The sequence below is a fragment of the Mesorhizobium sp. CA5 genome, assembly GCF_020165105.1.
Classification (GTDB): domain Bacteria; phylum Pseudomonadota; class Alphaproteobacteria; order Rhizobiales; family Rhizobiaceae; genus Mesorhizobium.
Genome location: NZ_JAIUHJ010000009.1, coordinates 169,574 through 196,414, shown reverse-complemented (window position 1 = coordinate 196,414; position 26,841 = coordinate 169,574). Strand labels below are relative to the sequence as shown.

Annotated in this window: 25 protein-coding genes; 15 read left to right on the top strand and 10 right to left on the bottom strand. The window is 64.2% G+C overall.

What is annotated here, in order from left to right; all coding sequences use genetic code 11:
* The first annotated feature begins 3 nt into the window (after nucleotides 1–3).
* The 4 genes from LB529_RS14405 (at nucleotide 4) to recJ (ending at nucleotide 5,640) form a co-directional block, all read left to right on the top strand.
* Nucleotides 4–1,221 (top strand): LL-diaminopimelate aminotransferase, encoded by a 1,218-nt coding sequence (locus LB529_RS14405; RefSeq protein ID WP_095765055.1) that lies wholly within the window; start codon nucleotides 4–6, stop codon nucleotides 1,219–1,221.
* Nucleotides 1,222–1,278: 57 nt separating this feature from the next.
* Entirely contained in the window at nucleotides 1,279–2,592 is a 1,314-nt protein-coding gene (locus LB529_RS14400) for a homoserine dehydrogenase (protein ID WP_224711432.1), read from the top strand.
* A gap of 142 nt (nucleotides 2,593–2,734) precedes the next feature.
* Nucleotides 2,735–3,718 carry a class II fructose-bisphosphatase gene (gene glpX, locus LB529_RS14395; protein WP_224711431.1) on the top strand — a complete coding sequence of 328 codons (984 nt, stop codon included), beginning with the start codon at nucleotides 2,735–2,737 and terminating at the stop codon, nucleotides 3,716–3,718.
* Between the two features lie 137 nt (nucleotides 3,719–3,855).
* Entirely contained in the window at nucleotides 3,856–5,640 is a 1,785-nt protein-coding gene (gene recJ / locus LB529_RS14390; RefSeq protein WP_224711430.1) for a single-stranded-DNA-specific exonuclease RecJ, read from the top strand.
* A 55-nt stretch (nucleotides 5,641–5,695) separates the two neighbouring features.
* On the opposite strand, the gene LB529_RS14385 is transcribed toward recJ, so the two are convergent.
* From LB529_RS14385 to folE, 3 genes are all read right to left on the bottom strand, one after another.
* Nucleotides 5,696–6,661, bottom strand: coding sequence for a patatin family protein (locus tag LB529_RS14385; RefSeq protein ID WP_224525335.1), 966 nt, complete (start codon nucleotides 6,659–6,661; stop codon nucleotides 5,696–5,698).
* An 84-nt stretch (nucleotides 6,662–6,745) separates the two neighbouring features.
* The gene (gene hisI, locus LB529_RS14380) at nucleotides 6,746–7,204 is read right to left on the bottom strand and encodes a phosphoribosyl-AMP cyclohydrolase (RefSeq protein WP_224711429.1); all 459 of its coding nucleotides are present in this window, start codon (nucleotides 7,202–7,204) and stop codon (nucleotides 6,746–6,748) included.
* 43 nt (nucleotides 7,205–7,247) lie between these two features.
* Nucleotides 7,248–7,880 (bottom strand): GTP cyclohydrolase I FolE, encoded by a 633-nt coding sequence (gene folE / locus LB529_RS14375; protein ID WP_095765060.1) that lies wholly within the window; start codon nucleotides 7,878–7,880, stop codon nucleotides 7,248–7,250.
* A gap of 237 nt (nucleotides 7,881–8,117) precedes the next feature.
* On the opposite strand from folE, the gene LB529_RS14370 reads away from it, so the two are divergent.
* Nucleotides 8,118–8,564, top strand: a complete 447-nt coding sequence (locus LB529_RS14370) for an iron-sulfur cluster assembly scaffold protein (protein WP_140627330.1) — start codon at nucleotides 8,118–8,120, stop codon at nucleotides 8,562–8,564.
* Nucleotides 8,565–8,573: 9 nt separating this feature from the next.
* Here LB529_RS14370 and LB529_RS14365 read toward each other — a convergent pair whose 3' ends face one another.
* Entirely contained in the window at nucleotides 8,574–9,479 is a 906-nt protein-coding gene (locus LB529_RS14365; RefSeq protein ID WP_224711428.1) for a LysR substrate-binding domain-containing protein, read from the bottom strand.
* 93 nt (nucleotides 9,480–9,572) lie between these two features.
* Between LB529_RS14365 and LB529_RS14360 the strand changes: the two genes are divergently transcribed.
* The 5 genes from LB529_RS14360 to LB529_RS14340 all read left to right on the top strand — a co-directional run bounded on the left by LB529_RS14360 (nucleotide 9,573) and on the right by LB529_RS14340 (nucleotide 14,283).
* Complete coding sequence (locus LB529_RS14360; RefSeq protein WP_224711427.1) at nucleotides 9,573–9,734, top strand: hypothetical protein; 162 nt, start codon at nucleotides 9,573–9,575, stop codon at nucleotides 9,732–9,734.
* Between the two features lie 65 nt (nucleotides 9,735–9,799).
* Nucleotides 9,800–10,180: a membrane protein insertion efficiency factor YidD gene (yidD, locus tag LB529_RS14355; RefSeq protein WP_224711459.1), complete on the top strand. Its 381-nt coding sequence runs from the start codon at nucleotides 9,800–9,802 to the stop codon at nucleotides 10,178–10,180.
* Between the two features lie 145 nt (nucleotides 10,181–10,325).
* Entirely contained in the window at nucleotides 10,326–11,138 is an 813-nt protein-coding gene (blaOXA, locus tag LB529_RS14350; protein ID WP_224711426.1) for a class D beta-lactamase, read from the top strand.
* A 147-nt stretch (nucleotides 11,139–11,285) separates the two neighbouring features.
* Entirely contained in the window at nucleotides 11,286–13,259 is a 1,974-nt protein-coding gene (gene thrS / locus LB529_RS14345; protein WP_224711425.1) for a threonine--tRNA ligase, read from the top strand.
* Nucleotides 13,260–13,341: 82 nt separating this feature from the next.
* A complete protein-coding gene (locus LB529_RS14340) occupies nucleotides 13,342–14,283 on the top strand; it encodes a lysophospholipid acyltransferase family protein (protein ID WP_224711424.1) in 942 nt (313 codons plus the stop codon).
* Nucleotides 14,284–14,292: 9 nt separating this feature from the next.
* On the opposite strand, the gene LB529_RS14335 is transcribed toward LB529_RS14340, so the two are convergent.
* On the bottom strand, nucleotides 14,293–15,258 hold the full coding sequence (locus LB529_RS14335) for a hypothetical protein (protein WP_224711423.1): 966 nt from the start codon (nucleotides 15,256–15,258) through the stop codon (nucleotides 14,293–14,295).
* A 284-nt stretch (nucleotides 15,259–15,542) separates the two neighbouring features.
* Here LB529_RS14335 and LB529_RS14330 point away from each other — a divergent pair, with 284 nt between their 5' ends.
* A complete protein-coding gene (locus LB529_RS14330) occupies nucleotides 15,543–16,127 on the top strand; it encodes a nitroreductase (protein WP_140840394.1) in 585 nt (194 codons plus the stop codon).
* Nucleotides 16,128–16,202: 75 nt separating this feature from the next.
* Nucleotides 16,203–16,877 carry a methyltransferase family protein gene (locus tag LB529_RS14325; RefSeq protein WP_224711422.1) on the top strand — a complete coding sequence of 225 codons (675 nt, stop codon included), beginning with the start codon at nucleotides 16,203–16,205 and terminating at the stop codon, nucleotides 16,875–16,877.
* Between the two features lie 2 nt (nucleotides 16,878–16,879).
* Here the strand turns inward: LB529_RS14325 and LB529_RS14320 are convergent, their stop codons facing one another.
* Both LB529_RS14320 and LB529_RS14315 read right to left on the bottom strand, forming a co-directional pair.
* The gene (locus LB529_RS14320; RefSeq protein WP_224711421.1) at nucleotides 16,880–17,761 is read right to left on the bottom strand and encodes an HpcH/HpaI aldolase/citrate lyase family protein; all 882 of its coding nucleotides are present in this window, start codon (nucleotides 17,759–17,761) and stop codon (nucleotides 16,880–16,882) included.
* The gene (locus LB529_RS14315; protein ID WP_224602701.1) at nucleotides 17,761–18,213 is read right to left on the bottom strand and encodes a MaoC family dehydratase; all 453 of its coding nucleotides are present in this window, start codon (nucleotides 18,211–18,213) and stop codon (nucleotides 17,761–17,763) included. Before LB529_RS14315 ends, LB529_RS14320 begins: the two co-directional genes overlap by 1 nt.
* A 152-nt stretch (nucleotides 18,214–18,365) precedes the next feature.
* Here LB529_RS14315 and LB529_RS14310 point away from each other — a divergent pair, with 152 nt between their 5' ends.
* Nucleotides 18,366–19,487 carry a DUF2336 domain-containing protein gene (locus tag LB529_RS14310; protein ID WP_224711420.1) on the top strand — a complete coding sequence of 374 codons (1,122 nt, stop codon included), beginning with the start codon at nucleotides 18,366–18,368 and terminating at the stop codon, nucleotides 19,485–19,487.
* Between the two features lie 16 nt (nucleotides 19,488–19,503).
* Here LB529_RS14310 and LB529_RS14305 read toward each other — a convergent pair whose 3' ends face one another.
* The 3 genes from LB529_RS14305 to parE all read right to left on the bottom strand — a co-directional run bounded on the left by LB529_RS14305 (nucleotide 19,504) and on the right by parE (nucleotide 24,200).
* Nucleotides 19,504–19,941 carry a VOC family protein gene (locus LB529_RS14305; protein ID WP_224631831.1) on the bottom strand — a complete coding sequence of 146 codons (438 nt, stop codon included), beginning with the start codon at nucleotides 19,939–19,941 and terminating at the stop codon, nucleotides 19,504–19,506.
* Between the two features lie 80 nt (nucleotides 19,942–20,021).
* Entirely contained in the window at nucleotides 20,022–22,103 is a 2,082-nt protein-coding gene (locus LB529_RS14300; RefSeq protein ID WP_224711419.1) for an FUSC family protein, read from the bottom strand.
* Nucleotides 22,104–22,145: 42 nt separating this feature from the next.
* Nucleotides 22,146–24,200 (bottom strand): DNA topoisomerase IV subunit B, encoded by a 2,055-nt coding sequence (parE, locus tag LB529_RS14295; RefSeq protein ID WP_224706715.1) that lies wholly within the window; start codon nucleotides 24,198–24,200, stop codon nucleotides 22,146–22,148.
* 255 nt (nucleotides 24,201–24,455) lie between these two features.
* On the opposite strand from parE, the gene cpaB reads away from it, so the two are divergent.
* Entirely contained in the window at nucleotides 24,456–25,370 is a 915-nt protein-coding gene (cpaB, locus tag LB529_RS14290) for a Flp pilus assembly protein CpaB (RefSeq protein ID WP_224525372.1), read from the top strand.
* Nucleotides 25,371–25,399: 29 nt separating this feature from the next.
* On the top strand, nucleotides 25,400–26,839 hold the full coding sequence (locus LB529_RS14285) for a type II and III secretion system protein family protein (RefSeq protein WP_224711418.1): 1,440 nt from the start codon (nucleotides 25,400–25,402) through the stop codon (nucleotides 26,837–26,839).
* Nucleotides 26,840–26,841 lie beyond the last annotated feature (2 nt).

The window sequence follows — 26,841 nt, the reverse complement described above, 5'->3', positions numbered from 1 at the left end:
GAAATGGAAGAATTTCACAAGGTCCGCCGGCTTCCGCCTTACGTGTTCGAGCAGGTCAACCGGCTGAAGGCCAGCGCCCGTTCGCGCGGCGCCGACATCATCGACCTTGGCATGGGCAATCCGGACCTGCCGACGCCGAAAGCCATCGTCGACAAATTGTGCGAAGTGGTGCGCGATCCGCGCACGCATCGCTACTCCGCCTCGCGCGGCATTCCGGGCCTGCGCCGCGCCCAGGCCAATTATTATCAGCGCCGCTTCGGCGTGAAGCTCAATCCCGACACGCAGGTGGTGGCGACGCTGGGCTCGAAAGAGGGCTTCGCCAACATGGCGCAGGCGATCACCGCGCCCGGCGACGTCATCCTGTGCCCCAATCCGACCTATCCGATCCATGCCTTCGGCTTCATTATGTCGGGCGGGGTGATCCGTTCACTGCAGGTCGAGCCCGATGACGGCTTCATCCCGGCGGTCGAGCGCGGCATCCGCCATTCGATCCCCAAGCCGCTGGCGCTGATCCTCAATTATCCGTCGAACCCGACGGCGCTTGTCGCCTCGCTCGATTTCTACAAGGACGTGGTGGCCTTCGCGAAGAAGAACGACATCATCATCCTGTCGGATCTCGCCTATTCGGAAATCTATTTCGACGGCAATCCGCCGCCGTCGGTGCTGCAGGTGCCGGGCGCGATGGATGTCTGCGTCGAGTTCACCTCGATGTCGAAGACCTTTTCCATGCCCGGGTGGCGCATGGGCTTCGCGGTCGGCAACGAGCGGCTGATTTCGGCACTGACGCGGGTGAAATCCTACCTCGACTATGGCGCGTTCACACCGATCCAGGTTGCGGCGGCGCATGCGCTGAACGGCGACGGCGCCGACATCGAGGAGGTGCGCGAGGTCTACCACAAGCGGCGCGACGTGATGGTCGATTCCTTCGGCCGCGCCGGCTGGACCATTCCCGCGCCGGCCGCGTCGATGTTCGCCTGGGCGCCGATCCCGGAGCCGTTCCGCCATCTCGGCTCGCTGGAATTCTCCAAGCTGCTCATCGAGCATGCGGATGTCGCGGTGGCGCCGGGCGTCGGCTTCGGCGAGCATGGCGACGACTATGTGCGCTTGGCGCTGGTCGAGAACGAGCACCGGATCCGCCAGGCCGCGCGCAACATCAAGAAGTTCCTCGCGACCACCGCCAAGCAGCCCAACAATGTGGTGCCTTTAGCCGCTCATCGTTGAGTTGCCTGACATTTTTTGCACCTGACATTTTTTGCAAGTTGAGGGGCGTCGCCGGTCATGGCTGAAGCATTGCGTGTTGGAATTGCCGGCCTTGGCACGGTGGGCGCCTCGGTGGCGCGCGTGCTGCGCGACAAGGCGGCCGAGCTTACCCGGCAGTGCGGTCGCGACATCGTTGTGACCGCCGTTTCGGCCCGCGATCCGAAACGCGACCGAGGCATTGATCTCAGCGTCGCCAAATGGTTCGACGATCCGGTCAAGCTGGCCGAAAAGGCCGATATCGACGTCTTCGTCGAGCTGATCGGCGGTGACGAGGGGCCGGCGCGGCTCTCGGTGAAAGCGGCGCTCGAGGCCGGGCGCCATGTCGTGACCGCCAACAAGGCGCTGCTTGCCAAGCATGGCGTGGCGCTTGCCGAGATCGCCGAGAAGAAGGGTGTGCTGCTCAACTACGAGGCGGCGGTGGCCGGCGGCATCCCGGTCATCAAGACGATGCGAGAGGCAATGGCGGGCAACGCGGTGACCCGCGTCTTCGGCATTCTCAACGGCACGTGCAACTACATCCTGACGCGCATGGAAGCCGAAGGCATCTCCTTCGACGTCTGCCTGAAGGACGCGCAGCGGCTGGGCTACGCCGAAGCCGATCCGACCTTCGACATCGAAGGCCACGACACGGCGCACAAATTGTCGATCCTGACCAGCCTTGCGTTTGGGACGAAGATCGCCGCCGGCGACATCTATATGGAAGGCATCTCCAACATCACCCAGGCCGACATCCGCGCGGCGGCCGATCTCGGCTACCGCATCAAGCTGCTCGGCGTCGCGCAGCGCACCGACAGCGGCATAGAACAGCGTGTTCATCCGACCATGGTGCCGACGGCGTCGGTCATCGCGCAGGTGCATGGCGTCACCAACGCGGTGGCGATCGAGACCGATATTCTGGGCGAGCTCTTGCTCTCGGGTCCTGGCGCGGGCGGCAATGCCACCGCCTCGGCGGTCGTCGGCGACATCGCCGACATCGCCAAGAGCCGACCGGGCTTCCAGCATGGCCCGGTCTTCGGCTGGCCGGCGAAGGAATTGAAGCCTTACAAGAAAGCGCAGATGCGCAGCCATGCCGGCGGCTATTTCATCCGGTTGACCGTGCATGACCGCACCGGCGTCTTCGCGGCCATCGCCAAACGCATGGCCGACAACGACATCTCGCTGGAATCGATCGTCCAGCAGGCGGCCGGCGCGGAAACGCAGGCGCAGAAAACGGTCATCCTCGTTACCCACGAGACGATGGAAGCGGCGGTGCGCAAGGCCGTCGAAGGCATCACCAAGGACGGTCATCTGACCGACAAGCCGCAGGTGATCCGCATCGAGCGGGCGGAATAAATCAAGTCCGGTTTCGTCTTCAATCGATTGATTTTGCTGTCATTTCAAAAATTGAAGGGGCAAGTCTTGCCGTTGTCATGGAGCTTTGTCAGAAGAAGCCCACCTCTGGCGGGAGGTTGAGTTTCACGAGGAATTTCTCTCCATGAACATAGCCCAGGACATCGCTGCCGGTCTCGACCGGATCCTTACGATGGAAGTCGTGCGCGTCACTGAACGGGCCGCCGTCGCGGCGGCAAGGCTGCGCGGGCGCGGCGATGAGAAGGCTGCCGATCAGGTGGCGGTCGACGCCATGCGCCAGGAACTCAACCGGCTGGCCATCAAGGGCACGGTGGTGATCGGCGAGGGGGAGCGCGACGAGGCGCCGATGCTCTATATCGGCGAGGAGGTCGGCACCGGCAAAGGTCCGGCCGTCGACATCGCGCTCGATCCGCTCGAGGGCACGACGATCTGCGCCAAGAACCTGCCCAACGCGCTGGCCGTCATCGCCATCGCGGAAAAGGGCAGCCTGCTGTTCGCGCCCGATGTCTATATGGACAAGATCGCTATCGGCCCCGGCTATCCCGAAGGTCTGATCGACATCGACGCCTCGCCGGCCGAAAACCTCGCCAATCTGGCCAAAGCCAAGGGCGTGGCCGTTTCCGATATCACCGCCTGCATCCTCGACCGGCCGCGTCACGCCAAGCTGATCGACGCCGTGCGCGCCACGGGTGCGGCGATCCGGCTGATCGGCGACGGCGATGTCGCCGGCGTTATCCACACCACCGATCCGGACGAGACCGGCATCGACATCTATCTCGGCACCGGCGGCGCGCCGGAGGGCGTGCTGGCGGCGGCCGCACTTCGCTGCACCGGCGGACAAATGCAGGGCCGGCTGATCCTCGACACGCCGGAGAAGGTGGCGCGCGCGCACCAAATGGGCATTTCCGACCCGAAGCGGATCTATCGCGCCCAGGACATGGCGCGGGGCGACGTGCTGTTCGCGGCGACCGGCGTCACCGACGGCAATTTGCTCGACGGGGTGAAGTTCGGCCGCACCTTCATCACCACGCACACCATCGTGCTGCGGTCGTCCTCGCGCACGGTGCGCGAGATCAAGGCGCGTCACCAGGATCTGGATAAGTTCTGATTTGCCTTCGTCCGGGCGCTTTGCCGCAATTCGAGGAAAACGTTCCACACCTTTCCCGGTTTGCCCGCTTCCCCGCAATTGCTCCGGCCGTCGCATATTGATATCTGCGCAATGATGATGTGCAGACGGCGCGTCGCATGACGGGCGAGAAACGGTTCTTCCTCGATGTCAGGCAGTCGGCGACCGGTGTTTCGTGGGAACACCGGCTGACCGAGCGCCAGGACATGGCCGCCTTGGCCATGGCGCAGGGCCATGGCGTGCCCGACATCGTGGCGCGAGTGCTTGCCGGGCGCGGCGTCAGCGTGGAGCAGACCGCGCGCTTCCTCGATCCGACCATTCGCGAGCTTCTGCCGAATCCAGCATCGCTGACCGATATGGAGAAAGCGGCGGCGAGGCTGGCCGATGCGGTCGTCGCCCACGAAAAAGTGGCGATCTTCGGCGATTACGATGTCGACGGCGCGGCCTCGTCGGCACTCATCAAACGCTTTCTCACCCATTTTTCGGTGCCGTCGGAAATCTACATCCCGGACCGCATCTTCGAAGGCTACGGGCCCAATCCGGAAGCGATGCGGGACTTGATCTCGCGCGGCGCGAAGCTGATCGTCACCGTCGACTGCGGCACCAACAGCGCGACGTCGATCGACGCGGCCAGGCAAGCCGGCGCCGATGTCGTGGTGCTCGATCATCATCAGGTCGGCGGTCCGTTGCCGGCGGCGGACGCCGTGGTCAATCCCAATCGCGAGGACGACCTGTCGGGGCAGGGACATCTGTGCGCGGCCGGCGTCGTCTTCCTGTGCCTGGTGCAGACGGCCAAAGTGCTGCGCGCGAGGCTGCCGGACGCCGCGCCGGTCGATCTGCTTTCGATGCTCGATCTGGTGGCGCTGGCGACGGTCTGCGACGTGGTCCCGCTCACCGGCGTCAACCGGGCCTTCGTCGTCAAGGGGCTGCAGGTGTTGCGCCAACAGAAGAATGAGGGGCTGGCGGCGCTGGCGCGGGTCTCGCGCATCGGCGAGCCGATCAACACCTTCCATCTGTCATTCCTGATCGGCCCGCGCATCAACGCCGGCGGCCGCATCGGCGATGCCGCGCTCGGCAGCCGGCTTCTGGCCACCGACGATCCCGTCGAGGCGGCAGGCATTGCCGAGACGCTGGACCGGCTGAACCAGGAACGGCAGCAGATGGAGCAGGAGATGCTGGCGCAGGCGCGCGCCGAGGCCGATGCGGAACTTGCGGGCGGCAACGGTCCGGCAGTCATCGTCACCGCCAGCAACAGCTGGCATCCGGGCATCGTCGGGCTGATCGCCTCGCGGCTCAAGGATCATGCGCGCCGGCCGGCCTTCGCCATCGCCTTCAACTCGACCGGCATCGGCACGGGCTCCGGCCGCTCGGTAACCGGCTTCGATCTCGGCCGGCTGGTGCGCGAGGCTGCCGAGGCCGGGCTGATCGTTAAGGGCGGCGGCCACGCGATGGCTGCGGGCATCACCGTCGAGCGCTCCAAGCTCGGCGAACTGCGCGCCTTTTTTGAGGAGCGCGCCGCGGCCGACGTGTTCCGGCTGCAGAACGAGGAGAGCCTGGCGATCGACGGCGCCTTGGCCGCCGAGGGCGCCACGATCGCGCTGCTCGACGCGCTGGAGAAAGCCGGGCCGTTCGGGGCCGGGCACATCGCGCCGGTGTTCGTGCTGCCGCGCCATCGGCTGACCGACGCGCGCGCGATCGGCACCAACCACATCCGCGTGGATCTGCAGTCGCAAAGCGGCGGCAACATCCAAGCCATAGCGTTCCGTGCGGTCGACACCGCGCTCGGCGAATTCCTGTTTAAGAACAGGGGCAGGACCGTGCATATCGCCGGTTCGTTATCGGGCAATTACTGGAACGGCAACCGCATGGTGCAGTTCCGCATCAGCGATGCGGCGCTGGCGTAAGGTGGGCTGATATTCAGGTGATGCCGGCCACCTTGAGAATGGCGGTGGACTGCAATCACACCAGAACGGACTGCAGCCGGGTCAGTTCGCTGATCTGCGCCTTCGTCGCCTGGTAGCCGATGCTGATCGCCTCGTCGGCGCGGTGGAATTCGGTCAGGCCGATATGGCTGAGTTTCGGCTGCAGCGACATATCCGGTGGGTCGCCGGCCAGTCTGGCGCGCGAAATCCGGTCCTGAATGATGTTGAAAGCCTCGACCATCACGCCGGTGATGCCAAGGCGGGTATGATGGGCCTGATGCTCGGGCTGGCCGAGTCTCGGCGCGTCATTCTCCACGACCAGTTCGCCGGCGCTGTGCTTTATCACGGCGGCGCGGCCGAACAGGTCGTAGTGCAGGTTGACGGCGACCACGAGCGGCTGCTCATAGGCGCGGCAGACCGACACAGGCACCGGATTGACCAGCGCGCCGTCGACCAGAATGCGGCCGTTGCAGTTCACCGGCTCGAAAACGCCGGGCAGCGCATAGGAGGCGCGCATGGCGGTGATCAGCGAGCCATTCGACAGCCAGATCTCATGGCCGGTGCGAATTTCCGAAGTGACGGCGACAAAGGGCTTCGACAAGTTCTCGAAGCGGACGCCGGCCAAATGCTCGCGCAGCCGCGCGTCGAGCTTCATGCCGCCGAACAGACCGCTGCCGCGCAGATTGAGATCAAGAAGGCCGAAGATGCGCCGCTTGGTCAGGCTTCGGGCAAACTCCTCCAGCTCGTCCAGCTTGCCGGCAAGATAGCAGCCGCCGACCAGCGCGCCGATCGAGGTGCCGGCAATCATCGATACTTCGATGCCGGCCTCGTCGAGCGCGCGCAGCACACCGATATGGGCCCAGCCCCTGGCGCAACCGCCGCCGAGCGCCAGCGAAATGCCGATTTTCTTCTGAGAGGTCGGGTCAGACGCGCCGCCGGACGATGCCGGGCCATTGGCCTCCCGAACGTCAGGTCTGCTGCGCAATGACGCCCATTCGAGCATCATGATCTCCCTTGTCCCATATCCCTTCTACCAAAAGGATATTTGAGAATAGTGAATCTGAATGGTTTGTGAATATCGAATGGTTCACACCGGCTTCCGATACGTCTGGTCCGCATCGAACAGCGGCTTGCTGCCATCGCCGACAAGCACCGCCTTGCCGTCGCTGAGCCCCACCGTCCGATAAAAACAAGAACGCCGTCCGGTGTGGCAGGTTGCGTCGTGGCCCAACACTTTGACGCGCAACCATATCGCGTCTTGGTCACAATCCGTGCGCATCTCGACGACCTGCTGGAAATTGCCCGAGGTTTCGCCCTTCTTCCACAGCGCGTTGCGCGAGCGCGACCAGTAATGGGCAATGCCGGTCTCCAGCGTCAGCGCCAGCGCCTCGGCATTCATATGCGCGACCATCAAGAGCATGCCGTCGCCGGCATCGGTGACAACGACGGTGACGAGGCCGGCCGCATCGAAGCGCGGAGAAAGGACGGAGCCTTCCTCCAGCGATTTCTTATCGGATGGGGCTTTGGGGAATTGCAGTGCCGACATCGCCGGTAGATCTTTCTTTCTAGTGGCCGGCGATGGCCGGCGATCAGCCGCCGGCGCGCACCATGGTGACGAAGCGGACCTGCTCCTCCGGCGTGTCCTTGAAGACGCCGGTGAAGGTCGAGGTCAGCGTGGTCGAATCCTGCTTGCGGATGCCGCGCATGGCCATGCACATATGCTCGGCCTCGAGCATGACGGCGACGCCGCGCGGGTTGAGCACGTCCTGGATGACGCCTGCGATCTGCGCGGTCATCGCCTCCTGCGTCTGCAGCCGGTGCGCGAAGATGTCGACGACGCGCGCGATCTTCGACAGGCCGACGACCTTGCCGTCAGGCAGATAGCCGACATGCGCCTTGCCGATAATCGGCACCATGTGATGCTCGCAATGCGAATGGAATTTTATGTTCCTGACGATGACGAGATCGTCATAGCCGGCGACTTCCTCGAAGGTGCGGCCAAGCTCGTCGGCCGGGCACATGTCATAGCCGTTGAACATTTCGCGGAAGGCTTTGGTGACGCGCTTGGGCGTGTCGATCAGGCCTTCGCGGTCCGGATTGTCGCCGGTCCAGCGCAAAAGCGTGCGGACGGCGGCTTCGACCTCGGCTTCGCTCGGCCGGTCGGTGACGGGCTTTTCCAAATATTCGGACGGGGGCATGATTTTCTTGATGACGGCATCCATAAAGGCGTCTCCCGTAGTCCCACTCAAAGGTGGGACGAGTTGAACGGACCACGACCTTTTGGGTGAAAATCGCCCATTTCCATCCCGCAAGCGGCGTGAACAGATGAGCAGGGACAACGGCTTTTTCGTCGCCTTGTCGATGCCCGACTGCGACCATTATATATGGTTCGAGCGGCGCGAAAGGAAGACGCGAGAGCGGCAAAGCCTGTTCGCTTGGCGGCGACGGATTGGAAAAATATGATCGACGACGTCTACAATGCGAAAATTCTCGGTTTCGCCGGGAATATAGGGCGGATCGGCCGGCTCGACGATGCCGACGCGACGGCCAGGGCGCATTCCAAATTGTGCGGCTCGACCGTCACGGTCGACCTCAAGATGGACGGCGACGTGGTGACCGATTTCGCCCATGACGTGAAGGCCTGCGCGCTCGGCCAGGCCTCGTCCTCGATCATGGCCCAGCATGTGGTCGGCGCCAGCGCCGACGAATTGCGCGCCGTGCGCGAAACCATGCTGAAGATGCTCAAGGAGAACGGCGCGCCGCCGGAAGGCCGTTTCGCCGATCTCAAATATCTGGAGCCGGTGCGCGACTACAAGGCGCGCCATGCCTCGACCATGCTGACCTTCGACGCGGTGGTCGACGCGATCGGCCAGATCGAGAAGAAGCGCGCCGAACAGGCGGCTTGAGCGCAGCGGTCAGGCCGCTCCCCTGTTCACGGCGAACTCGCCTCGTATCCAGTCCGCAAATGCCTTGGCGGGTTCCGGCAGATTCCGTAGGCTCCTGGCCACCAGCCAATAGGCACCGGAAGCGACATCGATATCGAACGGCTTGATCAAAGCGCCTGACGCAAGGTCCTCGCCGATCTGCAAAAGATCGCCGAGCGCCACTCCATGGCCAAGCAGGGCAGCCTGTTTCGAAAGCGAGACATCGGCCAGCATCGGGCCACGCGCGGGCACTGCGTCGGCGGGCACGCCGGCGGTCTGGAACCAGCGCGCCCAACCCTGGCGGTTTTCCTCATGCAGCAGCGTGTAATGGCGAAGGTCGATCGGCTTTTCCAGCGGAGGGCCGGAGGCGAGCAGCGCCGGCGACAGGACCGGTGAATCGACAGTCGAGGCCAGGCGCTCGGCCTCGCTACGCGGCCATGACGTGGCGTGGGCGCTAAAACGCAAGGCGAGTTCGGGCTGATCGCTGCGGAACTCGATCGGCCGTGGATCGACTTCGAGGGACACATCGATATCGGGCCGCAACTGGCGAAAGCGATTGAGCCGCGGCAGCAGCCATATGGCGGCAAGCGACGGTTCGACGCTGACGCGGACAATCGCCTGCGCGGGCGAGGCCGTAAGCTCCGAAAGCACGCGATCGATGTCGTCGAAGCTTCTGACCAATCGGTCGAGTAGCAGATGTCCCGCATCCGTCAGCTCGACGCGGCGATGGAGGCGCAGAAACAGCGGTCTGCCCAAAAAGGTCTCGAGCTCGCGTATCTGCCGGCTGATCGCGGCCTGCGAGACATAAAGCTCCTCGGCCGCCAGGCTGAAACTAAGGTGCCGGCCGGCAGATTCGAAGCTCCTGAGCGCCGTCAGCGGCAGCCGGCCACGCTTCATATCGCATAACCTCAGGTTATCCGAAGCCGAAATTATACTCGTTTGAGAAGGAAGGCCAGCGGCAGTCTAATCGGTGCTCAAAGGAGCACTGCCATGAACCAGTTCCTGGCCATTCTGAGCGACGTCATGCTGATCGCGACGTTTCAGTGGCGCGACAAGAGCCGGCACGCCGGCTGGTGCGAAGAAAGGCCCGGCAGTTGCACGCGCCATGCGCCAGTGGCCGACCGGTATCCCATCCGTCGCCCCAGGCCATGAGGGGAAAGGGCGTTGCGTTCGAGATCGGAAGGACACATCTATCGCGTAGCAAAACAACCGTGGAGATGTGGGTGGGCGACCATCCCGGACATACGCATGGTGGCCGGCCAATCGAGCGCGGGCGCAACTGGCCGGGGCCTTGGCGCAAGACGCCCGGGCGCATCCTGGGGACCTCGCTCGTGCGCCTCTACCAGCTGACGCTGTCCGGCTTTGTCGGCAACAGCTGCCGGCATCTGCCGACCTGCTCCGAATATGCGCATGAGGCGATTGCCCGCCATGGCCTGTGGGCGGGCAGCTGGATGGGACTGTTCCGGGTGCTGCGATGCGGGCCGTTTGGGACGCATGGCATCGACCGCGTGCCGGAGGTGCTTGCCCATCGCTATGTCTGGTTCATGCCCTGGCGCTATTGGCTGATCGGCAAAAGGCACAGCGAGCCCGAAATCTGATCGCTTCGCCGTCCCGCGCGATGCGGATTTTAACGGTCCGGTAGGGTTAACGCGAAGCTGCACGAACACTGCGAATTTGAGACAAAATCGAGACAAGTCGCCTCGCTAAGCCGCTCCTGTAATCTCATTCCGGAGTGACTTCGCCATGCGCCAGATGGACCGCTATCCTTTCATTTTCGCCATCGTCCTTTTCCTGCTGGCCTGGATGCTGGGCTTGCCGGTGCGGGCGCAATCGGCGCCGCTCGGCGACATCCACTGCACGCTGATCCAGGACCAGCAAAGCGGCGCAACACTTTACCAGGACGGCGTCTGCGAGCAGCGCGTCAGCCCGGCTTCTACCTTCAAGGTGCCCCTGGCGCTGATCGGCTACGATGCCGGCATCCTGAGCGACGAGCATACGCCGAACTGGGAGTACAAGCCGGAGTTCAAGGCGGCGAAGCGCGACCAAAAGACCGTCGATCCGACGATCTGGGAGCGCGATTCCATCGTCTGGTATTCGCGCGAGATCACGCGGCGGCTCGGTGCCGAGAAGTTCGCCGGCTACATGTCGAAATTCGGCTATGGCAACAAGGATGTCTCGGGCGATGCCGGCAAGGACAACGGGCTGACGCAATCCTGGATCAATTCCTCGCTCGAGATATCGCCGGTCGAGCAGACGGCGTTTCTGCGCCAGCTGCTCGCCGGCAAGATGCCGGTGTCGGCGAAAGCGCATGAGATGACCAGGGCGATCCTGCCGACCTTCGCGGTAGGGGACTGGACGGTACAAGGCAAGACGGGCAGCACCAGGCTCGGCCAGGACGGCAAGCGCTCGCTCGGCTGGTTCGTCGGCTGGGCCGAGAAGGACGGCCGTCGCATCGTCTTTGCAAAATTGGTCGTCGATGCCAAGCGTACCGGAGAGCCGAAGGGTCTCGCGACGCGGGCGGCGTTCCTGAAGGATTTGCCCGACCTCATCAAATAGAACGGGTTGCGGCTTTACGTCGGCGGAAACTCCTCATAAAAGACTGCCGCGCCGGAGCCTCCGGCTAACCCTCTGCAAGCCGCACGCATCCTGCGACATGCATTTCACCACCCGCGCTCGTTTGCGGGACTGGATAGGAGAATCCTGATGCCGAATTCCGTTTCCCTGACATTTCCCGATGGTTCGGTCCGCGACTACGACGCGGCGCTGACCGGCGCCGGCCTTGCCGAGTCGATCTCCAAGTCGCTGGCCAAGAAGGCTGTGGCCTATAGCCTCGACGGCATCGTTCGCGATCTTTCCGATCCGCTCGGCACGTCCGGCAAGGTCGAGATCATCACCCGCGAGGATCCGCGCGCGCTGGAGCTCATCCGCCACGATGCGGCGCATGTGCTGGCCGAGGCCGTGCAGGAGCTGTGGCCGGGAACGCAGGTGACGATCGGGCCGGTTATCGAGAACGGGTTCTATTACGACTTTGCCAGGAACGAGCCGTTCACGCCGGACGATTTTCCGGTGATCGAAAAGAAGATGCGCGAGATCATCCAGCGCAACAAGCCGTTCACCAAGGAAGTGTGGTCGCGCGAGAAGGCGAAGAAGGTCTTCGCCGAGAAGGGCGAGCGCTACAAGCTTGAGCTGATCGACGCGATTCCGGAGGACCAGGACCTCAAAATCTACGCACAGGGCGACTGGTTCGACCTGTGCCGCGGTCCGCACATGGCCTCGACCGGGCAGATCGGCAATGCCTTCAAGCTCATGAAGGTGGCGGGCGCCTATTGGCGCGGCGACTCGAACAATCCGATGCTGACGCGCATCTACGGCACAGCGTTTGCCGACCAGGCGCAGCTCGATGCCTACCAGACCCTGCTGGAAGAGGCCGAGAAGCGCGACCACCGCAAGCTCGGTCGCGAGATGGACCTGTTCCATTTCCAGGAAGAGGGACCGGGCGTCGTCTTCTGGCACGCCAAGGGCTGGAAGATGGTGCAGAACCTGATCAACTACATGCGCCGCCGCCTCGACGAGCACGGCTATCAGGAAGTCAATGCGCCGCAGGTGCTGGACAAGAGCCTGTGGGAGACGTCCGGACACTGGGGCTGGTACCGTGATGCGATGTTCAAGGTCACGGTCGCCGGCGACGACACCGACGACGACCGCGTCTTCGCGCTGAAGCCGATGAACTGTCCGGGCCATGTGCAGATCTTCAAGCATGGGTTGAAGTCATACCGCGAACTGCCCGTAAAGCTTGCGGAGTTCGGCAATGTGCATCGCTACGAGCCGTCGGGCGCGCTGCACGGGCTGATGCGCGTGCGCGGCTTCACGCAGGACGATGCGCATATCTTCTGCACCGAGGAGCAGCTCGCGGCCGAATGCCTGCGCATCAACGACCTGATCCTGTCCACCTATGCTGATTTCGGCTTCGAGGAGGTCAGCGTGAAGCTGTCGACCCGGCCGGACAAGCGCGTCGGCACCGACGAGGCCTGGAACCATGCCGAGGCGATCATGAGCAATGTGCTGGAGACGATCCGCACGCGCTCCGGCAACCGCATCAAGACCTCGATCAATCCGGGCGAGGGTGCGTTCTACGGGCCGAAGTTCGAATATGTGCTGAAGGACGCCATCGGCCGCGAATGGCAATGCGGCACCACGCAGGTCGACTTCAACCTGCCGGAGCGCTTCGGTGCCTTCTATATCGGCTCGGATTCGGAGAAGAAGCAGCCGGTGATGGTGCATCGCGCCGTCTGCGGCTCGATGGAGCGCTTCCTCGGCATCCTGATCGAGAACTATTCCGGCCATTTCCCGCTGTGGTTCGCACCGCTGCAGGTGGTGGTGGCGACGATCACCTCGGATGCGGACGAGTACGCCTTGAATGTGGTCGAGCGGCTGAAGGCCGCGGGGCTGCTCGCCGAAGCCGACCTGCGCAACGAGAAGATCAACTATAAGGTGCGCGAGCATTCGCTCGCCAAGGTGCCGGTCATCCTCGTCTGCGGCAGGCGCGAGGCGGAAGAGGAAACCGTCAATGTCCGCCGGCTTGGCTCCCGCGACCAGGAATCGCTGAAGCTCGAGGATGCCGTGAAGTCTCTCACAGACGAGGCGGTCTCGCCCGACCGCAAGCGTCGCGCAGCCTGACTTACCAGCGCTTCCTTGAATGGCGGTGGCGTGTCCACCGCCATTTCATATGCCTGTCACGCCAGCCTTGTAACGAGCCGCCATGCTCAAGTTGAAACTGCGGGAAAGACGGTTTCCCGAGCTTTCCTACGCCAACCCGCATCAACCGGTGCTGACGCGCTGGTTCATCCATTCGGTCGAGGGCCTGTCGGGGCGCGACCGCTTCGCCGTGCTCTACGATTTCTGGCGCCGCCAGGTTGTGCCGACAGGCGACCGCGTATTCAGCCGCATGCTGGAATTGATCGACGTCAAGGTCCGCAACGCCGTGCAATGGCCGCCGCCAGCGCTGCCGGACACGCCGCTGGTCATCGTCGCAAACCATCCCTTCGGCATCGGCGACGGCATTGCGGTGCTGTCGCTGGCCGAGCAGCTCGGCCGGCCGTTCCGGGTCATGATCCACAAGGATCTGCTCAGGATCCGCGAGATGGAGCCCTATTCGCTGCCGATCGATTTTTCCGAGACCAAGGAAGCGTTGAAGAACAACATGGCGGTGCGCCATGAAGCGGTGCGGCTGTTGAAGGAAGGCGTCACCATCGTCGTGTTCCCGGCCGGCGGCGTAGCCACGGCGCCGAAGGGTTTCGGCCGCGCCATCGACCTGCCGTGGAAGATGTTCCCGGCCAAGCTCGTCCAGGACGCCAAGGCCTCGGTCATCCCGATGCATTTCTCCGGCCAGAACGGCCGCCTGTTCCATCTCGTCAGCGGCCCGATGAACATGGCCGAGCGCGACAATCGCGTGGCGAAGTTCATCGGCAAGGCGTCGCTGACGCTGCGCACCTCCTTGCTTATCCGCGAATTCGCCCGACTGTCGGGCAAGGCGATCGAGGTGCGCATCGGCGACGTGCTGAGATGGAGCGACCTCGAGCCGCTGCGCGACCGCAAGGCGCTGCTCGATCGCCTCTATCGCGCGGTCTTCGACCTGGCGACGCCTTCCGCGCAGCGTGGCCGCGTGCCGTTCCTGCCGAAGCGGATGCACAAGGCGGCCTGATCAGCCCGATCAGTCCGCGCCTTCCTCGGGGTCGATGGCTGAGGATTCGTTGGCCACGACCTCGATTTCCTGGTTCTGGCCGGCAACGACCGTGAAATCCTTCTGGTAGATACGGTCGCGGTTCTTGGCGATGATGGTGTATTGGCCTTCGGCCAGCACCATCGAGGCGAAGGCGCCGACCGCTTCCTTGATCGGATCGCCGCTCTCGTTGAGCAGCGACCAGGACGTGTCGGCGATGGCCTCGCCGCCGGGCTCGCGCACCAGCTTCATCGTCATCTCGGCAGCGCGGTGCTCGACGGTCGCCTCCGTCAGCTTGCCGGCCTCGACGCGGATGTCGGAGCGGATCACGGCGTTGACCGCCCCATAGGTGGAGACGACATGGTAGGTGCCGGCGTTCAGCCGCACCACGGTGTTCGGCGCGACGTCGGGGGCGATCAGCGCCCGGTCGCCATTGGCCGCGGCTTGGCCTTCATAGATCGAGAAGCGCAATTTCTTCGGCGGGATGGGCGCGCCGCCGGATGTTACCGCGTCAAGCTTCAGGCCGCCGGCGTCGAGCACAAGGCTTTCGCGCCTTGCCTCCTTGCCGACCGTGATGCGTTTGGTGGCGCCGGCGCGTCCGTAGGAGGCATGGACAAGATAGCTGCCGGGGTCGAGCTGGAACACGGCCGTGCCGCCATGGGCGGATGCTACCATCGGCAGTTTGCCATCACTGGCGGGCTGCGGCCTGAAGACCCGCCAGACGATGCCGCGGGTGATGTCGGCGCCCTTGGCGGTCAACTGCGCCGACAGCGTGATGGCGCCGCCGTTGCCGAGCGCCAGCGGCGTCCCAGCCTTCGGCGTTGCGTAGCTCGAAATGCCTGGAAGCTTGATGTCGCCGATGTCGTTGGCGTTCTGGGCCAGCGCGAAGGAAACCGGCACCGCGAACAACGCAGCGACGAGTGCGATCACGAAAAGGCGCAAGATCCCCTCAAACATGCCTTGCGTTGAAGCCCAAGGCGGTGGCAATTTCAAGGCCTGGGGCCGAATGATTTCAGGTCGAATTGACCTGAAATCTGAATCCGGCTCTAAGTCAAAGAAGTAGGGCATGATGTCGTCCGAAAACCGCTTCACACTTTTCGGCATCATGCTCTAGAAGCGCGCTGCCTTGCGCGGCGGCTTCTTATCCGGCGCAAAACGCCACCGCCCGAGCCGCCCGACCTCCCGATGGCGTGCTTCAGCTCAAAATTGAATGCTATTGAATGCTAAGGAGACTTGCGCCCATGGCGTCGCCGATCATCGACTTCCTGCTCACCCGCAATTCCGCGCCGATACCCGACCTCAAGGAACCGGCGCCGAGCGATGCCGAGATCGCGACGATGATCGCAGCCGCCTCGCGCGTTCCCGACCACGGCCGGCTCGAGCCATGGCGGTTCATCCTTTATCGCGGCGAGGCGCGCATCGAGATCGGCAAGAAGCTGGCAGCACTTGCCGAACAGCGCGAGGGACCGCTGCCGGAAGGCCGGCGCAACCAGGAACTGGCGCGCTTCTCGCGCGCTCCGCTGGTGATCGGCGTCGTGTCGGTGCCGAAGGAGAACCCGAAGATCCCGCAATGGGAGATGTTCCTGTCGGGCGGCATGGCGGCGATGAACCTGATGATCGCGGCGAACGCGTTGGGCTATGGCACCAACATGATCAGCAACTGGTATTCCGACGTTCCGGAGGGCAGGGCGATCCTCGGGCTGTCGCCGCAGGAGCGTGTCATCGGCTTCGTCCATATCGGCTCCTATCAGGGACCGGCGCCGGAGCGGCCGCGGCCCGATCCGGCAAAGCTCTACGCGGATTACGCCGGTCCCTGGGCCGGTTAGGGCTATTTGTGGATTTCCGGAGGAACGGCGCGGCGGGCGGCCAATAGCGGCGGGGGACGTCATGGAAGGTTGGTCATGATCTCGAGATTGGTTTTCCAGACATTCGTATGGTTCGGCATCATGGGCGTGCTGCTGTTTCTGTCGGCCGGCACGCTGCACTGGACCGGAGCTTGGGTGTACATAGTCGTGATGGTCGGGCTGAGCCTGACCATGGGCGTCGCGCTCGCCCGGCGCGATCCAGGCCTGATGAATGAGCGTCTCCGCCCGCCGATCCAGAAGACCCAGACCGCGGCCGACAAGATATTGCTGAGCATATTGCTGTTCGGCATCTTCGCCTGGCTGGCTCTGATGGGGCTCGACATCCGTTTCGGCTGGTCGCCAGTTCCCGTCTGGGGGCAGGTCGTCGGCGTGCTGGTCCTGCTCGTCGGGATATGGGTCTGCTATCTGACGATGCTGGAAAACAGCTTCGCTGCGCCTGTCGTGAGGATCCAGGACGAGCGTGGACAGAAGGTGATCACCACCGGTCCATACGGTTATGTCCGCCACCCTATGTATGCAGGCGCCATACTCTATTTCGCCGGCACGGCGCTGCTGCTCGGCTCCTGGTGGGGGCTGGCATCGGTCCTCGCCTTCATCGTCCTGCTCGCCATCCGCACCTTCATCGAGGAAAAGACGTTGCGAACCGGCCTGCAAGGCTATGACGATTACGCCGCGCGCGTGCGCTACAAACTGATCCCGATGGTCTGGTAAGCTCAGGCAAGGCTGCCCGCCGCCCTGGCGCGAGCCAATAAACGCTCGGCCAGACGCAAATGCGGCCGGTCGTACATCTTGCCGTCGATGCCGACGACGCCCGGATTTCCCGCCGCCGCGAAGGCATCGACGATCGCCCGCGATCGCGCGACTGCTTCGGCGGACGGCGTGAAGGCGGCATTGATGACCGGCACCTGCGCCGGATGGATCGCCATCTTGCCGGTGAAGCCGTCGCGCTCGGCCTCTCGGCATTCTGTCTCGAAGGCGGCCATGTCGCGGAAATCAGGAAAGATGGTGTCGATCGCGGCGACTTCGGCCGCGCCTGCCGCCAGAATGGTCATGGTGCGCGCCAGGCGAAACACGTCAGTGTAGCGGCCGCTCTCGTCGCGGGTCGCGCGCGCGCCGATTGCCGCGGACAAATCCTCCGCGCCCCAGGTCAGGCCGGCAAGCCGCGCGCTTGCGCCGGCATAGCTCGCCGCCGCCAGCACGCCCGCCGCTGTCTCGGTGATGATCGGCAGGATACTTATGGCGCCGTCCGGCAGCCCGTTTTCGGCCTCATGCACGCGCAGCTTTGCCGCCAGTTGCTGGACGTCTTGCCCGCTGTTCGACTTCGGCAGCATGATGCCGTCGGGCTTCGCCACGACGAGCGCCGCGAGATCGGCGTCTGTCAGGCCGGTGGAAAGATCGTTGACCCGCACATAGATTGCCGAACCCGTCCGGTCTCTTTGACTCGAGATGAACCCGGCCGCGGTCGCGCGCGCCGCCGCCTTGCTGGCGGCGGCAACGGAATCTTCGAGATCGACGATGACCACGTCGGCGCCGGCCTCGAATCCCTTTTCCAGCTTGCGCTCGGAATCGCCGGGCACAAACAGCAGCGAGCGCATCAGGCCGCCTTCCTCAGCATCATCGCCTGCCTGGTGCATTTGGCGACAAGAATGTCATTCTGATTGTAGGCGCGGTGCTCGAACTCGACGATGCCGCGATCGGGTTTCGACTTGGAGTCGCGCACCGAGACAACCGTCGTCTCGACGCGGATGGTGTCGCCGTGGAAGACGGGGTGCGGGAACACCGTTTCCTTCATGCCGAGATTGGCGACCGTGGTGCCGACGGTGATGTCGTTCACCGAGATGCCGATCATCAGACCGAGCGTGAACAGCGAATTCACCAGCGGCTTGCCCCATTCGGTTTTCGCGGCAAAGTCGAAATCGATGTGCAAGGGCTGCGGGTTCAACGTCATTACCGAAAACAGCATGTTGTCGCTCTCGGTCACAGTCTTGCGCAGCGTGTGGCGGAAGACATGGCCGACGACAAACTCTTCCAGATAAAGCCCGGCCATGGTTCGATTTCCTCCGATGTCCTTGCTTGATAGGCGTTGGCTGCGCCCCCATCAAGCCGGTTAAGAAACATGGTGAACCGTTCGTAAACCATTTGCAGCCTACCGTTCACAACGGAGCCGGGACCTTTCCGGCAAGGGCGCAGCTGGTCGGTATGGTTGTTTCGCATTTTCTAAAATGGATTGATACGGCAAGGGTTTCCGAGCGTGCCGCCGCCGCGAGCGCGCTGGCGCGCGCCTATATCAACTCCGATCTGCCGTTCGAGGATCGCTGTGCCGCCGAGGCGGCGCTGACGCTGCTTCTGGACGACGCCTCGTTCAAGGTGCGCCTGGCGCTTGCCGAGGCGCTGTCGATGAGCCATCACGCGCCGCCGCAGGTGATCAGCGCCTTGGCCGCCGACCAGCCGGAAGTGGCGGCGCTGGTGCTCGCGCGTTCGCCGCTGCTTACCGACGCCGATCTGGTCGAGCGCGTCGCCTGCGGCCAGAAGGCGACGCAGAAGCTGATCGCCAACCGTCCGGTCGTCTCGATGTCGCTGGCGGCGGCGATCGCCGAGATCGGCGAACCGGAAGCCTGCGCCGCGCTGATCGGCAACAGCGGCGCCGAGATCGCTTCGCTGAGCTTCCGCCGCATGGCCGAGCGGCACGGCCACCTGCCGCTGGTGCGCGAGGCGCTGATTGCCGATCGGCGCCTGCCGGCCGACTGCCGGCACATGTTGCTGGTCAAGCTCGGCGAGACCTTGAAAGGTTCGCCGCTGGTGCTGGCGATGATGGGGGCGGCGCGCGCCGATCGCGTCATGCGCGATGCCTGCGTGAAAGCCTCGGTCACGCTGATCGAGGGAACGCGCATGGAGGAGCATGCCGCACTGATCGAGCATCTGCGGCTGCGCGGCGACCTCACCGCCGGTTTCATCATCCGCACCATCGCGCATGGCAAGGTGGACTTCTTCGGCTCGACCCTGGTGGCTCTAGCCCGACAATCCGAGCAACGGGTGACGGCACTTCTCGCTGGCGGGCACGACGTTGCGCTGCAGGCGCTGTTCCGCAGCGCCGGGCTTGCGCCGGCCACGCATGGCATCATCCTGAGGGCGCTGAAAGTCTGGCGCGAGGTCGCCAATGGCCGGCGTGTCGCCGGCGTGCAGGAAGTGAGCTGGCTGATGCTGAAGGAACTCGGCGGCCAAGCGGCCGAGGGCGATCTCGCAGGGCTGGTGAAGTCGATCCATCTCGACGCGCTGCGCGAAAACGCGCGCGGACATGCGCTGGCCATCGCCGCGGCCTAGGGACACATATCAGGCCTCAGCTGAGTTCCTGGGCGAGTCCTATGAGAAGCCCTTCAGGCCCACGGATATAGCAAAGCCGATACGCGTCCTTATACCGGACGACTTCGCCGACGAGCTCGGCGCCGCGCTTGCGGAGCCTCTCAATCGTGTCGTCGATGTCGTCCACGGCGAACATGACGCGGAGGTAACCCAATGCGTTCACCGGGGCATTGCGGTGATCCGCGATGACGGGCGGCTTGATGAAGCGGGACAGCTCGAGTCGGCTGTGGCCGTCGGGCGTGCGCATCATGGCGATCTCGACGTGCTGATCGCCGAGCCCGGTGACACGCCCGGCCCATTCTCCTTCGATCGTGGCACGCCCTTCGAGTTCAAGGCCAAGCTCACGAAAGAAATCAACCGTCGCGTCGAGGTCTTCAACGACGATTCCGATGTTGTCCATCCGCTTGAGCGCCATGTGTCCACCCTAAAAGGTGTCGACCAGTCCAGCAAGGACCCATTCTCGGGAAGGCCCAAACCAGACACGTCCCGAGGCGGTTAAGCGCGACCCTTCGCAAAGAAATCCGGGTAATCTTCCATCGCCGCGGCAATGATGCGCAGCGAGGCGGCGATCTGCAGTATTTCGAGCCGATCGCTGCGGTGGGCGATGCTGGCCGCGTATTGCCTCGCCACCGCGATGGTCGCGGTCTGCGGCTCGCCCGGTTGCCGAAACAGCAATTCGCGCGCCAGGGCGCGCAGGAAATTGCCGATGGACTCGACTGTTTCATGCGGAACGGCGGAGTTCAGTTGCGCGTGGCGCAGCCGCAGCACTTCCAGTCCGACGGTGACGGCCGCGATGCTTCCGCCGAGAATGGGATCGCCCTTGCGGCCCGTCCGCTGGACCTGCGGCATCAACTGATTGATCCGGTCATAGGCGAGGCTTTCGAAGGCCGAACGGCGGGGAATGCGCTCATGCAGGCAAAGCCGGGCCAGGTCCTCGCGCATCGCCTGCGAGATGCGCTCCACGGTGACCCAGGGATCGGCGGGCAGCACGACAATGAAGACGCCGATGGCAATCAGGATGCCGACCAGGATCGAGGCCGAGCCGGCGAAGAACGGCCCGGGGTCGTAGATCATCTGCTGATGCGGGCTGAGGAAGGCGAGGAAGTTGATGGCGAAGGCGGTGGCGACGCCGACATGGCGCGGATTGGCCATGCCGAGCGCTGCGGGCACCAGGATCGGCACGACGAAGAGCGTGAACCAGCCGAAGCCCGGCAGCGCCGGCAGCGCGACCTGGCCAACAAGGAAGGCAAAAGGCAGCGCGATCAGCGTGCCGGTGAAAAAACCCCAGGCGGACTGCACGGGATCTGGGCGCGATGCGAACAGGCTGGAGACGACGGCGACGAGGATGACGGTGCCGGCGGCTTCCGACCATCTGGTCGTCAGCCAAAAAATCGCCACGAGCAACGTCGCCAGCGCGGCGCGCACGGCATTGCGCCATGCGGCCTGGTAGTCGCGGTGGACAACCAGCGCCGGCTGGCCCCGCTCGCTCGATTTGCTGGAGACAGGCGAGCGAAGCGCCTCCAGCCCGCGCATCACCTGCTTCAGCGCCTCGGCGAAATCGCCGGCGATGGTCAGTCGGGTGATGGTGCCGACCTTGTCTTCGCCGTTATCCTTGGAGCCGGTATCGTTGGGCAGTTCGGGCATCTCCCGGGCCTTGCTCGCGATCGCGTCGAGCCGCGCCACCCAGGGCCCGGTGTCATCGAGCGCGCCGGGCGTCGCCGCCAGTTCGCCGACGAAGGCTTTCAGCTCGCTGCGCACGGGAATGAGCGCCGCGTTCTTCGGCCTGCGGTGGCTGTGCAACGCGCGCGCCGCCGAAAGCGCCCACAGAAGCTGGCCGATCGTGCGCCGCACCGGATGGGCGCGGGTGGCGAAGCTCGGCGCTTCCAGCCGCGCATAGGTGCGCATCTCGGCGAGCGTCTGGGCATCGGCGATCAGCTTGCGCTGGAGCGCGGCGAGGCTCGCCGGGTCGCCGCCGGAAAAGGCGCCGCCGGCATATTCGGCAAGGTCGAGGATGCTGCGCTTCAACCTGGAAATGATAGCGTCGGCCGCGAGCTTTGGCAGGATCAACCGGCTGGTGACGCCGGCGCAGACGATGCCGAGCACGATCTCCGCGCAACGCGCGACGGCGAGGTCGACGACAATATGCGGTTGTCCGAGGGCCGGCAGGCTGATGATCATCGCCGTGTAGCCGGCAAGCGCGGCGCCATAGGCTTCCGGATTGCGCAACAGCGACGAGACCAGCGTGCAGACGCCGATCCAGAGCGCCAGCACGGTGACAAGCAGCCACGGGTCGGCGCCGAACAGTGAAGTGATGCCGACTGCGGCGAGACCGCCGGCCAGCGTGCCGAGCAGCCGGTAGAAGCCCTTTGCCAGCACCATGCCGGCGACCGGCTGCGCGACGATGAACACCGTCATCATCGCCCATTGCGGATGATCGAGCTTCAGCGCATAGGCGGCAAGCAGCGCGACCAGTCCGGCCGAAACCGTGCGTAGGGCAAAAATCCAGTCCGAACGGGTCGGCTGCGTCAGACCGCTTAAGGGCCTCTCGACAAGCTCTTTAAACCGCGTCCAGGTCACACCGGTTCTCCGTGCCGGAGCCTGTTATGGACCGGACGGCGTTCAGATATCCAGCACGTCCGTCTCGGCGAATTCGGCGCGCTCCTGGATGAAGCGGAAACGCGCCTCGGGCTTGGTGCCCATCAGCGCGTCGACGGCATCCTTGGTGGCCTGCTCGGCGTCGATCACGTCGACCCTCAAAAGCGTGCGCTTCCTCGGATCCATCGTGGTCTCCTTGAGCTGTGAGGCCATCATCTCGCCCAGGCCCTTGAAGCGGCCGATCTCGACCTTGCCGCGCCCGGTGAACTCGGTGCGCAGCAACTCGTCCTTGTGCGCGTCGTCGCGGGCATAGCCGACCTTGCCGCCTTGCCGGATCGAATAGAGCGGCGGCACGGCCATGTAGAGATGGCCGCCGCGGATCAGGTTCGGCATCTCCTGATAGAAGAAGGTGATCAGCAACGAAGCGATGTGCGCGCCGTCGACGTCGGCGTCGGTCATGATGATCACGCGGTCGTAGCGCAGATCCTCGTCGCGATATTTGGAACGCGTGCCGCAGCCGAGCGCCTGGATGAGATCGGAAATCTGCTGGTTGGCGGCTAGCTTGTCGTTGCCGGCGGAGGCGACATTGAGAATCTTGCCGCGCAGCGGCAGCACTGCCTGGCTGGCGCGGTCGCGCGCCTGCTTGGCCGAGCCGCCGGCCGAGTCGCCCTCGACGATGAAGATCTCGGCGCCCGCGGCGGCGTTCTGTGTGCAATCGGCGAGCTTGCCCGGAAGGCGCAGCTTGCGCACCGCGCTCTTGCGCGAGACTTCCTTTTCCTGGCGGCGCCGCACGCGTTCGTCGGCGCGCGCGATGACCCAGTCCAGAAGCTTAGAGGCTTCCTGCGGATTGTCTGCCAGCCAGTGGTCGAACGGGTCGCGAAGGGCGTTTTCAACGATGCGCATTGCCTCGATCGTCGCCAGCCTGTCCTTGGTCTGGCCGACGAATTCCGGCTCGCGGATGAACACCGACAGCATGCCGGCGGCCGAGATCATCACGTCATCGGTGGTGATGATCGAAGCGCGCTTGTTGCCGATGAGGTCGGCGTAAGCGCGCAGTCCGCGCGTCAGCACGTTGCGGAAGCCGGCCTCATGCGTGCCGCCTTCGGGGGTCGGAATGGTGTTGCAATAGGAGTTGAGGAAACCGTCGCCGCCGAACCAGGTCACAGCCCATTCGAGCGAACCGTGGCCGCCCTGCTTGTCGCTCTTCCCGGCGAAAACCTCGCGCGTGACCTGGAATTCGTCGCCCAGCGTCGCCTTGAGATAGTCCTTCAGGCCGCCGGGGAAATGGAACTCGGCCTTTGCCGGCGTCTGATCCTTGTCCTTGATCAGCGACGGATCGCAGGTCCAGCGGATCTCGACGCCGCCGAACAGATAGGCCTTCGAGCGCGTCATGCGGTAAAGGCGCGCCGGTTCGAAGGCGGCGCCCTTGCCGAAAATCTGCTCGTCAGGATGGAAACGGGTCTTCGTGCCGCGGCGGTTGTGGACCTCGCCGAGATGCTCCAATCCACTGACCGGAACGCCGCGCGAAAAACGCTGCCGGTAGAGCTGACGACCCCGCGCGACCTCGACCTCGAGGTGGTCGGACAGCGCATTGACGACCGAGACGCCGACGCCGTGCAAGCCGCCGGAGGTCTCGTAAACCTTGGAGTCGAACTTGCCGCCCGAATGCAGCGTGGTCATGATGACTTCGAGCGCCGGCTTCTTGAATTTCGGATGCGGATCGACCGGGATGCCGCGGCCGTTGTCGGTGACGGTCAGGAAGCCGTCGGCGGAAAGCTCGACGTCGATGAAGGTGGCGTGGCCGGCCACCGCTTCGTCCATCGAATTGTCGATGACCTCGGCGAACAGGTGATGCATCGCCTTGTCGTCGGTGCCGCCGATATACATGCCCGGACGGCGCCGCACCGGCTCGAGCCCTTCCAGCACCTCGATATCGGCGGCGCTGTAGCCCTCGCTGCCGTCGCGGGCGGCGGTCGTACGCTTCGCGGCCTGCACCAGCGGATCGGCGGGCCGCGAGGGCGCGCGCACCGGCTGTGCCGGCTTTTCCATCTTGCCGAAGAGGTCGTTGCTGTCGTCCATGCTGGGCCTAGCGTCCGGTAATGCGAATCATTCCTCGATACTGCCACGCTTTTGGCGGGCGAGCGAGTTCCTGTTCCGTTCAGGGATTCAAACTGTCTCTTATTCCAAAACCATTCGATAACCAAGCCGGCCGAAATAGGGCGGTCGGCGGGTCGCGGGATTCCTGATTCTTTAACATTAACGCCTAGCGTGAGACCCAATTAACAAAAGACCACGGGCGTCAGGGATTCCATTGTGAGGGGCAAGGCCATAACCATGATCGGCATCGCCGCCGTTTTCGGCGCGATCTCGATCTTTGCGGCGGATTTCTGGGTCAAGAGCCAGGCGAAGGCTCAGGCCGAGGTCAAGGTCGTCGTGGCGCCGCAGCAGCCCAAGGTCGAGTTCAAGACCATCGTGGTGGCGCAAGCGCCGCTGCGCTACGGCATGGAGCTTGGACGGCCGCAACTCGCCGAGATTCCGTGGCCGCAGGATTCGCTGCCGCAGGGCGCTTTCCCGACGATCGACAAGCTGCTTGCGGACGGCAGCCGGGTCGTGCTGTCGCCGATCGAGGTCAACGAACCGGTGCTGCTCACCAAGCTGTCGGGACCGAACGGCCGCGCCACGCTTTCCAACATGCTGTCGGCGGGAATGCGGGCCGTCACCATCCGCACCGACGAGATCGCCGGCGTCGGCGGCTTCATCACGCCGGGAGACCGCGTCGACGTCGTGCTGACGCGCGATGCTGGGGACATCCAGGAAGTGTCCAAGAATGCTCAAGGGGCTGCCGGCTCGACCGTCACGTCCGAGATCGTCGTCTCCGATGCCAAGGTGCTCTCGGTCGGACAGGGCGCCGATGAACGCAAGACCGAGCCGCAAGTCGCCAATTCGGTGACCATCGAGGTGACCAACGACGGGGCGCAGAAGGTGGCGCTTGCCCGCACCGTCGGCACGCTGTCGTTGTCGCTGCGGTCGGCCGCCGACGCCAGCGCCAGCGAAAGCGGGCTGACGACCATCTCGTCCTTCGGCGGTTCGGTTGCCGCAAATGCGCAGGCGAGCGCGGCCTCGCTCGTCAATGCGGTGACGAAGGACCAGGATGAGCCGAAATTCAAGACGGTGATCGTGACGCGCGGCGACAAGGTCGAGGAATACAAGGTTCCTTCGCGGCAACCGCCGCAGGAACTGCAGCAATAGCCGGTGGGGACCGGCGGGGACGGGGCAAGATGTTCGGGTTTGATGCATTTCGGACGACCGGGGGATGGCGTCTTCTCGGCGTGATTGCGCTGGCGGCGACAGTGCTTGCCGTCGCCGCGCCGGCAAGGGCGGGCAATGACGTCATCTATGTCTCGGCGAACAAGAACGCCTCGATCAAGGTCGCCAAGGGCAAGCCGAAGACGATCATGACGAGCGCCGCCTTCTACCAGATCGTCATCGGCGACCCGGAGATCGCCAACGTCAACCCGCTGACCGACAAATCCTTCTATGTGCTGGGCAACAACCTGGGTACCACCGGCATTGCCCTGTTCGACCAGAACAAGCAGCTTGTCGGCACCATCGACATCGAGGTGACGCTGGATACCGACCAGCTGGCCAGCACCATCCGCGCCAGCGTGCCCGACGCCAAGATCAAGGTTGGCTCGGCAAACGGGCGCGTCGTGCTGTCGGGCGAAGCCGACGATGCGGTCGCCGCCGACAAAGCCAGCAAGATCGCGTCACGCTTTTCCGGCAATGAGGAAGTCATCAACTCGGTCAACATCTCGTCCTCGCAGCAGGTGCAGCTCAATGTCCGCTTCGTCGAGATCAACCGCCAGGCGGGGCAGGATCTCGGCGCTAAATACGCAGCCAATTTCGCCTATGGCATCGGCAACCGCAAAGTCGTTCTGAACCCGGATGGGGGAAACCTGACGGGGGCCGGAACAGGCGAGATCATCGGCAGCCTGCTGTCGAACGGCGTTTCCATCGACATCGCCATCAAGGCGCTGGAGGAACGCGGCCTGGCGCGGCGGCTGGCGGAGCCGAACCTGATCGCGCGTTCGGGCCAGACGGCGAGCTTCCTTGCCGGCGGCGAGTTCCCGATCCCGGTTTCCGAAGACAATGGCAAGATCAGCGTCACCTACAAGAAGTACGGCGTCGGCCTCGATTTCACGCCGACGGTGCTGAAGGACGGGCTGGTCAGCCTCGACATCGCGCCGGAAGTGTCCTCGATCGACCCGTCCGCTTCCATCCAGGTCAGCAGCGGCATTTCCATTCCGGCCTTCATCGTGCGCCGCGCCAGGACATCGGTCGACCTCAAGAACGGCCAGAGCTTCATGATCGCCGGCCTCCTGCAGTCGCAGAACGACATCACGACATCGCGGGTACCGGGGATCGGCAAGCTGCCGGTGCTCGGCCCGTTGTTTTCCTCGAAGTCCTATCAGCGGCGCGAAACCGATCTGGTGATCATCGTCACGCCCTACTTGGTCAAGCCGGTCGATCCCTCGAAGAAGATGGTCGAGCCGACCGACGGCACCCAGCCGGCAAGTCCCGCCGACTATTTCCTGAACAACACCGAAGAAGTGAACGCCTCGGCGTCAAAGCGTCCGGTGGCGCTGGCTGACGGCAGCGCCGCCCGCCCGGTGGCTGCCGCCACGTCCGGCCACTTCCTCGATCTGCCAAAGGATTAAGG